This is a genomic window from Mesorhizobium sp. WSM4307 (assembly GCF_007003945.1).
In the GTDB taxonomy this organism is placed as follows: Bacteria; Pseudomonadota; Alphaproteobacteria; order Rhizobiales; family Rhizobiaceae; genus Mesorhizobium.
Map to the genome: position 1 here is coordinate 325727 of NZ_VFTB01000001.1, position 12343 is coordinate 338069.

The 12343-nt window shown below is 64.2% G+C and carries 12 protein-coding genes; 10 read left to right on the forward strand and 2 right to left on the reverse strand.

What is annotated here, in order from left to right; all coding sequences use genetic code 11:
* Positions 1-8: 8 nt before the first annotated feature.
* Together FJV83_RS37500 and fghA are read left to right on the forward strand one after the other, a co-directional pair.
* On the forward strand, positions 9-140 hold the full coding sequence (locus FJV83_RS37500; RefSeq protein ID WP_280951006.1) for a hypothetical protein: 132 nt from the start codon (positions 9-11) through the stop codon (positions 138-140).
* 119 nt (positions 141-259) lie between these two features.
* Positions 260-1090: an S-formylglutathione hydrolase gene (gene fghA, locus FJV83_RS01450; RefSeq protein WP_246691790.1), complete on the forward strand. Its 831-nt coding sequence runs from the start codon at positions 260-262 to the stop codon at positions 1088-1090.
* 146 nt (positions 1091-1236) lie between these two features.
* Here the strand turns inward: fghA and FJV83_RS01455 are convergent, their stop codons facing one another.
* Entirely contained in the window at positions 1237-2520 is a 1284-nt protein-coding gene (locus FJV83_RS01455; RefSeq protein ID WP_142884863.1) for an FAD-binding oxidoreductase, read from the reverse strand.
* Positions 2521-2690: 170 nt separating this feature from the next.
* Positions 2691-3794 carry a histidinol-phosphate transaminase gene (locus FJV83_RS01460; protein ID WP_142884864.1) on the reverse strand — a complete coding sequence of 368 codons (1104 nt, stop codon included), beginning with the start codon at positions 3792-3794 and terminating at the stop codon, positions 2691-2693.
* Between the two features lie 231 nt (positions 3795-4025).
* Between FJV83_RS01460 and FJV83_RS01465 the strand changes: the two genes are divergently transcribed.
* From FJV83_RS01465 to FJV83_RS01500, 8 genes are all read left to right on the forward strand, one after another.
* Positions 4026-4799, forward strand: a complete 774-nt coding sequence (locus FJV83_RS01465; protein ID WP_142884865.1) for a glucose 1-dehydrogenase — start codon at positions 4026-4028, stop codon at positions 4797-4799.
* A gap of 82 nt (positions 4800-4881) precedes the next feature.
* Positions 4882-6204: a histidinol dehydrogenase gene (gene hisD / locus FJV83_RS01470; RefSeq protein WP_142884866.1), complete on the forward strand. Its 1323-nt coding sequence runs from the start codon at positions 4882-4884 to the stop codon at positions 6202-6204.
* A 15-nt stretch (positions 6205-6219) separates the two neighbouring features.
* On the forward strand, positions 6220-7245 hold the full coding sequence (locus tag FJV83_RS01475; protein ID WP_142884867.1) for a zinc-binding dehydrogenase: 1026 nt from the start codon (positions 6220-6222) through the stop codon (positions 7243-7245).
* A 31-nt stretch (positions 7246-7276) separates the two neighbouring features.
* Positions 7277-8008, forward strand: coding sequence for a histidine utilization repressor (gene hutC / locus FJV83_RS01480; RefSeq protein ID WP_019856675.1), 732 nt, complete (start codon positions 7277-7279; stop codon positions 8006-8008).
* A 107-nt stretch (positions 8009-8115) separates the two neighbouring features.
* Positions 8116-9414: a hypothetical protein gene (locus tag FJV83_RS01485; protein WP_142884868.1), complete on the forward strand. Its 1299-nt coding sequence runs from the start codon at positions 8116-8118 to the stop codon at positions 9412-9414.
* Positions 9415-9630: 216 nt separating this feature from the next.
* Positions 9631-10638 carry an ABC transporter substrate-binding protein gene (locus tag FJV83_RS01490; protein WP_142885057.1) on the forward strand — a complete coding sequence of 336 codons (1008 nt, stop codon included), beginning with the start codon at positions 9631-9633 and terminating at the stop codon, positions 10636-10638.
* Positions 10639-10783: 145 nt separating this feature from the next.
* The gene (locus tag FJV83_RS01495) at positions 10784-11524 is read left to right on the forward strand and encodes an ABC transporter permease (protein ID WP_348645155.1); all 741 of its coding nucleotides are present in this window, start codon (positions 10784-10786) and stop codon (positions 11522-11524) included.
* Positions 11525-11534: 10 nt separating this feature from the next.
* Positions 11535-12317, forward strand: coding sequence for an ABC transporter ATP-binding protein (locus FJV83_RS01500; protein ID WP_027045736.1), 783 nt, complete (start codon positions 11535-11537; stop codon positions 12315-12317).
* Positions 12318-12343 lie beyond the last annotated feature (26 nt).

Below are 12343 nucleotides of genomic sequence, written 5' to 3' on the forward strand. Positions count from 1 at the left end.
GTGGCGATGTGCGGCATCCTGCGGATGCCGAAGCCGTCGCGACCTATGCCGGCCACCGTTTCGCGCGCGAACAGGACGCACACGATATCGGTGATGCGCTGCCGTTCCGGCGGGAAGTGGCGGCCCTGGCGGCGGAATAGGCCCGAGCTGCCCTCGCGACCATGGGTCCAATCCATCAGGGTTGCCGCGGTCCCGCCCCATGCCGTAGACAGGCGGCCGTGACGGACGTTGGCGGAGAAGAAACAAGATGTCGGACCGGATGAAGACCCTCTCCTCGGCCAAGTCGCATGGCGGCGTGCAGGGCGTCTATTCCCATGCTTCGTATGCCTGCTCCTGCGACATGATTTTCGCCGTCTTCGTGCCGCCGCAGGCCCGTGAAAAACCTTGCCCGGTCGTGTGGTACCTCTCCGGCCTCACCTGCACCCATGCCAATGTCATGGACAAGGGTGAGTACCGGCGCATGGCTGCGGAGCTTGGCCTGATCGTCGTCTGTCCCGACACCAGCCCGCGCGGAGATATTCCCGACGAGAAGGACAATTGGCAGTTCGGCAGTGGCGCCGGCTTCTACCTCGATGCGACGCAAGCGCCTTACGCCACGAACTACCGCATGTATTCCTATGTCAGCGAGGAATTGCCGGCGTTGATCGCCCGGGAATTTCCGGCCGATATGACGCGCCAGGCGATCTTCGGCCACTCGATGGGCGGGCATGGCGCGCTGACGATCGCGCTCAAGAATCCCGGGCGCTTCAAAAGCTGTTCGGCCTTCGCGCCGATCGTGCAGCCAAGCACCGCCGGCTGGTCGCGGCCCGCTCTCGAAAAATATCTCGGTGCCGACGAGGCGTCATGGCGGGGCTATGATGCCACCTTGCTCATCGAGGATGGCCACCGTTTCCCCGAGCTTTTCGTCGATCAGGGAACGTCTGACGGCTTTCTCAAGGACGGGCTGAGGCCCTGGCTGCTGGAAGCTGCCTGCGCCAAGGCGGGCATTGCGCTGACCTTGCGCATGCAGGACGGCTACGACCATTCGTATTTCTTCATTTCGACATTCATGGACGACCATCTGAGATGGCACGCCGAAAGATTTGTCTGACCCGGTTCCTGGCACCGGGCAACGCTGAAGCAAGGGAATATCCCCGAGCGGGCTAATCCCGCAGCAGGTCGAACATCAGCTTGAAGAAGCGGTCCGCGTCGACTTCGTGCGCGATGCGCATTGTCAGGTCGGTCGAACGCTTCGCGTCAGAGGCCGAACCGGTCCTTCAGCCGCCCCGACAGGATCGCGGCCTTCACCCCGAGCGGCCAGTGGCGGTGGAACCGGATTGGCTTGAGCGCCGATGTCGGCATGGGAAACGGCGACGTTTCGCTGCCGCGCAGCCGCTGCGCCAGGGCAGCGCCCATCGCCGAGGCCATGGCGACGCCACGGCCGTTGTAGCCAACGCAGATCAGCACGCCGTCCTGCGGCTCGTGAATGTGCAGAAGATGGTCCTTGGTGATCGCCACCCGGCCGTTCCAGCCATATGTCCAGCGCGTTCCGGCAAGCGCCGGCCACAGCCGCAGCGCATAGTCGGTGAGGTAGCGGATGGCTGAGGGATCGCCGATCGGCTTCATCGGTCCCCGGCCGCCCATGAGAAGGCGGTTCTGCGCGTCGATGCGGTAGTATACGGTGATATTGCCGGCTTCGTAGACGACCGGCCTTTCAGGGAGAATTGCGGCCGCTGCTGCCGGCGCAAGCGGTTCGGTCGCCGCGATCGCGCTGAACACCGGAACAAGCGACTGCTCCAGGCCCGGCCACAGGGCTCCGGTATAGCCGTTGGTTGCTACAAGCACCTTCTGTGCGCTGACCGAGCCGTTGGCGGTTTTGAGGACCCATCGTCCAGCCTCCCTCTTCAGCGAAAGCACTTCGCTGCCACCGAAAATCCGCGCGCCGGCGTTCCGCGCGGCGGCTGCCAGGCCGATCGTGTATTTCAGGGGATGGAGGTCGCCGCCGCGGGCGTCGAACATGCCGGCTATGTATCTGTCGGTTCCGGTTCGTGTCGCCATCGCCTGTGCATCCAGCATGCTGACCGGCATGCCCCGCCGCTCGCATTGCGCGGCCGTGGTCCGCACCGCGGCTTCCGGCTTCGGCCGGATCGCCGCGCGGATGGTCCCGTTCTGCCGGGCCTCGCAGGCGATCGACAGGCGCTTGATGAGGCCGAAGGTGAAATCCGGCGCACCGTAGGAGAAATCGATCATCCGCGGCCCAAGCTCAGGGCCGAACATCGCCTCGATCGTGTCGGGATCGTATTTGAGGCCGGGATTGACCTGGCCGCCATTCCTGCCCGAAGCGCCCCAGCCCGGCTGGTGCGCTTCCAGCACGGCAACGTCGTCGCCGGCTTCCGCCAGATGCAAGGCGGTGGAAAGGCCGGTGAGCCCGCCGCCGACAATGGCGACCCTTGCCCGCTGCACGCCGGCAAGGGCGGGGTAGTCGGCGGTGCCGCCGGCCGTTTCGCGGTAGAGGCTCTTCGGTGCATTGCTCTCTAGCATGCTGGGCATCGTCAAGGCGACCGGGGAGGAACACAGGCCCGAGAGGCTGGACGGAAGCCGTTGGGCGAAAGGGGATGCGCCACCTGCGAAAAACTCCATATTGGGAACGGCAGACCGTCCAAATATCGTGCCCGGTGCGCGCCAGACAATTCAGCATGGCCTTCGGGAAATCACAACAGCCGCGACAGCGCCGCCATGAAGTGGTCGTTCTCCGCTGGCGAGCCGATGCTGACACGCACATAACTGTCGAAATCTTGCTGCTTCCACGGTTTGACAATGACGCCTTCGCGCAGCAGGCCCTCGGCGAAGGCGGCGGCATTTTGCCGGCAGTTGAAGAACAGGAAATTGCCGCGGGAAGGGGCGACGTCGAGGCCCATGTTCCTGAGGAAGCTCTCGACCCGCGTTCTTTCCGCCTTGGCCAGCGCGACGACCCTTGCAAGGTGTTTCTCGTCCGCCAGCGCCGCCAGCGCGGCGGCCTGAGCCATGCCATTGGCGTTGAATGGTGTGCGCACCCTGTCGAGCAGGGCGCGCAATTCCGGGTCGCCGACGATACCGAAGCCGATCCGCAATCCGGCGAGCCCGAACGCCTTGGAAAATGTCCGCAGCACGATCCAGGGCCGGTCACATTTGCAGAGGTAAGGCAGCGACGAGGCATAGTCGTCGCCTTCCGCATATTCGGCATAGGCTTCGTCGACGACGATCAGCGTCTCGTCGCCGGCCGCATCCAGAACCTTCGACAGCTCGCCGGCAGACAGCCAGCTGCCGACCGGGTTCATCGGGTTGGAAAACAGCAGCATGCGGGGCCGCTCGCGCACCGCCTCGATCAGGGCATCGACATTGATGGTGAGGTCGTTGTTGACGGTCGCTCGTTTGACGCTCGCGCCCATCAGTGTCGCGTAGTCCTCGTGCAGCGGGAACGATGGATAGAGCGTGACGACGGCATCGCCGGGCCGCAACACGGCACGGCTGATGACGGAGAGAAGGTCCTCCGAGCCATTGCCGAGGATCACCTGATCCTCACCGAACTCATATTTGGCGGCGATAGCCTGGCGCAGTTCGCGCCCGGCCGGATCCGGATAGATCCGGAACATCTCGGCGCCGGCCTGCATCATCGTGGCAAGCGTCGGACTCGGACCAAGCGGGTTTTCATTCGAGCCCAGCTTGGCGATCCTGGCCGGAGCATATCGTTGCATGACCTCGGCGACGGTCAGCCCGGAATTGTAAGGCGACAAGCGCGTGACTTCGGTTCGGACCATGTCTGATGCTTTCGACATGAGCGGGCTCCTCTACGGTCGGCCGACGGACCCCCATCATCGACCGGGTTCTCAAAAACCAGGGTTTCGCTGCATCGTCCCCAGGGGAGCCTGGTCGCCGACGGGCGCGCCAGCGCAGCGAATTTTGCTAGGAGTAGCGTAGCCGAAACTGTTTGTATATGCTTGTATATGTAACTTGATCTGGTAGTCTCGCTATGGGAACGGAAGCTCGACACCGGCAAGGAGGATCACATGCGCAATACTTCTCTGTTCGATCTCGCCGGCAGGAAAGCGCTTGTCACCGGCGCCAGCCGCGGAATCGGCCGCAGCATCGCCGAGGCGTTGAGCGCTGCCGGCGCCGACGTCGCGGTCACCGCGCGCAGCCTGGCGTCCCTCGACGGGACCACGGCGGCGATCCGTGCGGCCGGCGGGGTTGCGCATGCCGTCGCTCTCGACGTCACCGATGTCGGCCGCTGCCGGACCGCCACCGCCGAGGCTGCGGGCCTGCTTGGCGGTCTCGACATCCTCGTCAACAATGCCGGAATGGAGGAGGTCAGGCCCTCGCTCGACGTCGACGAGGCGCTGTGGGACCGGATCGTCGACACCAATCTCAAGGGGGCGTTCTTCTGCGCCCAGGCGGCTGCACTGCAGATGCGGGATGCCGGGCATGGCGGTGCCATCATCAATCTCTGCTCGCTGACGTCAGAAGTCGGCATTCCCACCGCGGTGCCCTACGGCTCGTCGAAGTCGGGCCTGCTCGGCATGACCAGGGCGCTGGCGGCGGAGTGGGCGGGTCTCGGCATCCGGGTCAACGCCATCGCCCCGGGTTACTTCCGGACGGCGATGACCGATGTGTTCTACAGCAACGAGGCATGGCAGCAGTCCATGCTCGCCAAGATCCCGCAGCAGCGTTTCGGCGATCTCGGCGACCTGCACGGCGTTGCCGTCTTCCTTGCCTCGGATGCGGCGGCCTACATAACAGGCCAGTCCATTCCGGTGGATGGCGGCTTCCTGGCATCGATTTGAGGCGGCGCGCTAAAAGTTCGAAATCAACGTCTTGCGCAACGTAACCGGCCGGCGCGTTGCGTTCCAACAAAGAGGAATATCCATGTCCGACATCAGCTTCCACGATCTGTCATCGCTCGACGCCACCCAGCGGGCCAGCCTGTTGAAGCGCGCCGAGGCTGATCTGTCGGTCTTCGTCGAAAAAGTCCGCCCGATCATCCAGGCCGTCAAGGACGAGGGCGACGCCGCCCTCATCCGGTTCGCCAGGGAGCTCGACAAGGCCAATGTCGCCGAAGGCGGACTGCAGGTGTCGGAAGCCGAGTTCGACGCGGCCTTCGACAAGGTCGAAAAGGATGTCGTGGAGAGCATCGCCTTCGGCATCGACAACATCAGGCATTTCCATGAGGAGCAGAAGCCGGAAACGATGTGGCTCAAGGAAGTCCGGCCGGGCGCCTATGCCGGCGACCGCTATACGCCGATCGCCTCCGTCGCGCTCTACGTGCCGCGCGGCAAGGGCGCCTTTCCGTCGGTGACGATGATGACATCGGTTCCGGCGGTCATTGCCGGCGTGCCGCAGATCGCCATCGTGACGCCACCGACATCGGATGGTTCGGTGGATGCGGCGACCCTGGTCGCGGCTCGCCTCGCCGGCGTGCACACCGTCTACAAATGCGGCGGCGCCCATGCCGTCGCCGCCGTCGCCTACGGCACCGAGACGGTGAAGCCCGCGCTCAAGATCGTCGGCCCCGGCAGCCCATGGGTGGTGGCGGCGAAGAGCATCCTGTCCTCGGTCATTAACACAGGGCTTCCGGCCGGCCCGTCGGAAGCCATCATCTTTGCCGATGACAGCGTCGACGGCGGCCTTGCCGCGCTCGATCTGCTGATCGAGGCCGAGCACGGACCGGATTCTTCGGCCTATCTGGTGACGCACAGCCGCAAGGTCGCCGAGGCAGCCCTCGCCGCACTCCCGCAACACTGGTCGCGGATGACCGAACAGCGCGTGGAGTTCTCGCGCGCCGTGCTGACGGGCACGCGCGGCGGCGTCGTGCTGACCGCGTCGCTGGAAGACAGCTACCGCTTCATCAACGACTATGCGCCCGAACATCTGGAAATCCTGTCGAACGAGCCGTTCGCGCATCTCGGGCATATCACCGAGGCGGCCGAGATCCTCATGGGCCCGCATACGCCGGTGACCCTTGCCAACTTCGTCCTTGGGCCTAATGCCGTGCTGCCGACCAGCCGCTGGGCGCGCACCTACGGGCCGCTTTCGGTGACTGATTTCGTCAAGCGCTCGTCTGTCGGCTACGTCACCTCGGCCGCCTATCCGGAATTGGCGAAGCATGCCCGCAGGCTCGCCCGCTACGAGGGCTTCAGCTCGCACGAAAACGCGGTCTCGGAGATCCGCGACCGCTACCTCGCCGGCTGAACGGAGACGATCGCGATGAAGGCGGCACGGCTTTATGGACCGGGCGATCTGCGGGTGGAGGACATCGCCGAACCCGGCTTGCCGGATGCCGGCTGGGTGAAGCTCAGGGTCGATGCCGCCGGCATCTGCGGTTCGGACCTGCACAATTTCCGTACCGGCCAATGGATAAGCCGCTCGCCTTCGACCGCCGGCCACGAACTGACCGGCACGGTGACCGCGCTCGGCGAGGGCGTCGACACGGTCGCCATCGGCGACAGGGTGATTGCCGATTCCCGCTTCTGGTGCGGGGAATGCGCGCAATGCCGTGCCGGCAGGCGCCATCTATGCGCTTCGCTGGGCTTTGTCGGCGAAGTCTGCGACGGCGGCTTTGCCGAACAGGCTGTTCTACCCGCGCGACTGCTGCATGTTGTCGATGCAGCACTTGACGAACGGGTCGCCGCGATGGCGGAGCCGCTCGCGGTGGCGCTGCACGCGGTACGGCGTTTGCCAAAGACGGCAGGCTCGGTGCTTGTCGTCGGCTGCGGGCCAATCGGCGGTCTCGCTGCGCTGCTGCTGTCTCGAAGCTTTGCCGGTACCGTGCTTATCGCCGACCGCAACCAGGCCCGCTGCGCCCGCGTGGCGCGGGTGACCGGCGCAACAATCGTCGACCTTGACCGCGATGCCATTGCCGCCGCGACCGCCAATGCTCCGCCGCTGGCGGCCGTAGAGGCGACCGGCAGCATCGCCGCTTTCAACCAGTTGCTCGGCGTTCTCGATTCCGGCAGCGCTGTGGCGATGGTCGGCATCTTCCATGGTCGTCTCGACATCGACCCCAACCTTCTGGTCGAACGCGAGATCGCGCTGCTGGGGTGCCATGCCTTCGCCGACGAGTTGCCCGACGCCGTGCGGATGCTGGGTGAGTTGAGCGAACCGCTGCTTTCCCTGATCGATCGCGAGATCGGTCTCGACGATATTCCGGCCACTTATGAGCGGCTGTTGGCGGGGCAAAGCGACGGCTTGAAAACAATCATCCGCATGCGGCAACCTGTCGAGCCGGCTTGATTTCCGATAAATTGCCGGAAAGGATTTTGAAATGATCGATTTGCCCGATACGGCGAGCCCCCTTTACGAGAAGGTGAAGGACTACATCTTGACCAACATCGGTACAGGCCGGTGGGGCAAGGATCGCAAGCTGCCGTCCGAGAATGAGCTGGTGGTTTCGCTGGGTGTCTCGCGCATGACAGTCCACCGGGCCTTGCGGGAACTGACCGCGGCGGGCTTCCTGATCCGGCTGCAAGGTGTCGGCACCTTCATCGCGCCGCCCCGTCCGCAATCGACGCTGATCGAGATCAACAACATCGCGGCCGAGATTGTCGAGCGCGGCAACAGGCATCGCTCGGAAGTTCTCGTGCTGGAAACCATCATGCCTACGAAGGAACTCGCACTGTCCTTCGAGTTCCCAAAACGCGTCGCGATCTATCACTCGGTCGTCGTCAATTTCGAGAACGATTTGCCGGTGCAACTGGAGGAGCGCTTCGTCAATCCGAGCCTGATCCCCGACTACGACAAGCAGGACTTTTCGAAGACGGCGACCTACGACTACCTCATGCAGAAGACCCCGGTGACCGAGGTCGAGCACATCATCTCGGCGATCCCGGCTGACGCCGAGACGGCGCGGCATCTCAATATCGATGTCGGCAGCTGCTGCCTGTTTCTGCACCGCCGCACATGGACGGGCGCGATCGTCGCCACCATCAGCAAGCTGACTTATGCCGGCAGCCGCTATTCGCTCGGCAGCCGCTATTCCCCCTCCAAGACCAACTGACGCCGAAAGCCAATGCAGATCACGGAATCTTCGACGCAGATGTATGTACATGTACTGATAAGAGCTGTTTCGCGCCTTGCGGACGGATCGGCTGGAAGGGACGGCCGATGATGCACAGCCGCACGGCGCGGATCCGCGCGCTCGCGCAACACGATGTCGGCGAGGCGCAACACGCGCTGGCGGCCTTGCTGGGCGATCTGTTCGCAATGACCCCCAGCAACGTCCGCATCAATGTCGACAAATACAGCCTCAATTCGTTGAACGGCTTCTTCGACAGCGAGGGCCAGGCCTACTTCTTCAAGTTCCACCAGGAGGAACGCGAGGAAGCCATGACCGGCGAATACTACCGGGCGGAAATCCTGTCGCGTGCCGGCCTGCCGGTCGACCAGCCTGTCCACATGTCCGCCCAGCCGGGTGAGCAGATCCTTGTCTATCGCCGCCGCACCGATCCGAGATTTTCGGATGTGCTGTTTGCGCTGGATGCCGAGGACGATGCCGGCAGGCGGCGCGAGGCGGTTCTCGCCGAGTGCAACCTGTCCGCCAGGCTGCTCGAGGTCTATCTCGAGACGCTGCACCCTGTGACTGTCTCTGAGGTCGCGGCCGAGCCGATCCACCGGCTGTTTCACGAGCGGCTGATCGACGCCGATACGCGGTCGTCGCCGGGCGGCCGGTTGGCGGATTTCTATGTTGGCAAGCCGTTTGTCTTTCCCGGCATGGAACTTGGCTGGGATCGGTTCTCCCGGTTGAAATTCGTCATCAACGGCCAGCTGTATACCAGCAGCATCGGCGAGCTTTTCGACGCTGCTGCGGCGCGCATGCGGCCGGACCGGCTGGCCGATGCCGGCGGTGTGGTCGCGCATGGCGACGCCCACAATGCCAATGTCTGGTACACGGAAGAAGCGGGGAGGGCGGATCTGTCCTTCTTCGATCCTGCCTTTGCCGGCTCGCATATCCCGACGCTGCTGGCCGAGGTGAAGGCAACCTTCCACAACATCTTCGCCCATCCGTTCTGGCTCTACGACCCAGCCATCGCGACAGACGCTTTTCGCGCTCAGGCGCGGCTGGACGGAGACCTCATCCATGTCGACACGGACTGGGATTTGAGCCCGGTTCGCCGCGACCTGCTGGAGGTCAAGGCCACTGCTTTGTGGCGACCGTTGCTGCTCGAGCTCAAGCGGCGCGGCATGCTGCCGGCGGATTGGCGGGCGGTCCTGCGTTCAGGGCTTTTCCTGTCGCCAACCCTGGTCATGAACCTGCGCGCCGGCGCGCGCAGCCACACGCCGGTCTCTTCCCTCATCGCCTTTTCAGTCGCGGTCATGGTCGGCAGCGAGCCCGATGCCGGAGCCGATCGGGTGACCGACTTCCTGGACTTGATCGATCCTGAAAGCGCGAGCCGATGCGCCTGATCCATGGGGGAAATTGAGCCATGCCAACTTGTATATGCATGTATGTATTTTAGCCTTGACATCCGCGCCCGCGGACGCTGAAATATCCCTGCACTTCACCACGAAGTGGTGGGCAAGACGCCGAGGCACAGTGCCGCAAGAGCAGAAACCCGCAGTCTCACCAGACCGAATGCCTGGGTAAAAAAGCGGTCTGATCATCAAGGGGAACTTGAGATGATGCGTAACCTAGCAGGACAATTTCGCGCGCTCATGATGGCCGCCGCCATCGGGCTCGGCGCCGCGCCAGTCGCCCACGCGGCCGACGCGGCCATTCCCGCGACGCCCGAGGCAGGACCGTTCAAGATCGGCATCGAGCCCTGGCTCGGCTACGGCCAATGGCACGTCGCCGACGCCAAGGGCCTGTTCAAGACGAACGGCCTGTCGGACGTCCAGATCGTCAATTTTGCCGAGGACAAGGACATCAACGCCGCTTTGGCCAGCGGCCAGCTCGACGCCGCCAACATCGCGACCCACACGGCGATGGGCATGGTGGCCGCCGGCCTGCCGGTGAAGATCGTGCTGCTGCTCGACGTCTCGATGACGGCCGACGCCATCATCGCCGGCAAGGACGTCGCCTCCATCGCCGACCTCAAGGGCAAGCAGGTTGCTTTCGAGGAAGGCACGACCAGCGATATCCTGCTCAAATACGCGCTCGCCAAGAATGGCATGTCGATCGCCGACGTCCAGCCGGTTCCGATGCCTGCCTCCGACGCCGGCGGCGCGTTGATCGCCGGCCGCGTGCCGGTGGCGGTCACCTACGAGCCCTACCTCACCGTCGCCATGGCGCAGAACAAGGACGTCAAGCTGCTGTTTTCCGCCGGCGAGGATCCCGGCCTGATCAGCGACGTGCTGGTGGTGCGCGACGAGGTCATCAAGTCGCGGCCCGGCCAGGTGTTGGCCATGATCAAGAGCTGGGACGCCGCACTCAAGGATTACCATGCAGACACACCCGGCGGCCGCGCCATCATCGCCAAGGCGGTCGGTTCCGACGTCAAGGACCTGAACACCGCTTTCGATGGCGTGCGCTACTATTCGCTCGCCGAAAACAAGACGGCGCTGACCGGCGATTTCACCACCAAGACATTCGCCGACGTCGAAGCGGCCGCCAAGAACGCCAAGCTGCTGCAGGCCGACGTGACGCCGGAACAGATGATCGATCCGTCCTTCGTCAAGGCGGCGCAATGATAGAGGCCGGATCGCGGTGGTAGCGCAGATGTCCGCGGAGCCCCCCGCGAAAACCGGCCCGGCCGCGCCAAAGGCGGCCACGAAACAGGCCAGGCGCCGCCGATCCTCCGGGATCGGCGCGCCCATCGCCAGGTCGCGTTTCCTGATGATCGCGGTGGCCGTCTTTGTCGGGCTTGGCCTTGGCTGGTGGGCGGCGACGGGGCTGGAATGGGTGAAGCCCATCTTCCTGCCGTCGCCCGGCAGCGTTGCGACCCAGATAACCAAGCTCGCCGCTGACGGCACGCTGTGGCTGGACCTCACGGCCTCGGCGTATCGCATTTCCATCGGCTTCCTCATCGCCTCGGCACTGTCGATCCCGATCGGTGTGCTGATCGGCAGCTTCCGCTCCTGGGAGGCTGGTATCGAGCCGCTGGTGGATTTCATCCGCTACATGCCGGTCGTCGCTTTCGTGCCGCTCTCCATCCTGTGGGCCGGTACCGGCGATACGCAGAAATTCCTGATCATCTTCATCGGAACCTTCTTCCAGCAGGTGCTGATGATCATGGACAATGTGAAACGGGTTCCCGCCGATTTCATCGGCCTTGGCCGCACGCTCGGCCTGCCGGACCGCAAGATCCTGACGCGCATCGTCGTGCCCAGCGCCCTGCCGGGCATCTGGGATACGCTTCGCATCAGCCTCGGCTGGGCATGGACCTGGCTGGTGCTGGCCGAACTTGTCGCGGCGACATCCGGCTTGGGCTATCGCATCACCGTGTCGCAGCGCTATTTCCAGACCAACACCATCATTGGCTACATCCTGCTCCTCGGCGTGCTCGGTCTCATCACCGACCAGGTCATGAAGGCGCTGGAGAAGGTTCTGTTCCGGCAGGATGGCCATTCGCAATGAGGAACCGCCGATGACTGTTCCCAAATTGCGCATCGCCGGTCTCGACAAGAGCTTCGGCACCGGCGAGCGGCGCACGGAAGTGCTGCGCGACATCAACCTCGATCTTGCCGACAATGAGTTCGTCTCGCTCGTCGGCACGTCGGGCTGCGGCAAGAGCACATTGCTGTCGATCGTTGCCGGACTGCAGGACTTCGACGCCGGCGATCTCAGCATCGATGGCGCGCCGATCCTGCAGCCGGGTCTCGACCGCGGCGTCGTCTTCCAGTCCTACACGCTGTTGCCCTGGCTGACGGCGCGGCAGAACATCGAGTTCGCCCTCAAGGCCGCCGGCTACGATCGCACCGCCTGCCGCGAGATCGCGCTCGAGCATCTCGACCTCGTCAAGCTGTCGCAAAGCGCCGACCGCTATCCGTCCGAACTGTCGGGCGGCATGAAGCAGCGTGTCGCCATTGCGCGCGCACTGTCCTATCGGCCGAAGATGCTGCTGATGGATGAACCGTTCGGCGCGCTCGATGCCTTGACCCGGCACCAGATGCAGGAACTGCTGACCCAGATCTGGGAGGAACACCGGCTGACCGTTCTCTTCGTCACGCATGATGTGGAGGAGGCGGTCTATCTGTCGGACCGCATCGTCGTCATGGGGATCGGGCCGGGACGCATCATGCAGACCTTCAACGTCGACATCGAGCGGCCGCGCCGGGAAGAGGTGATGGAGACCCCGGCCTTCATGGATCTGCAGCGCGGCGTGCACAAGGCGATCCGCGAGGCATCAAGACGCCCCGAAATGGCGTAGACGATTGCGGCCACTTGCAGGCGCTG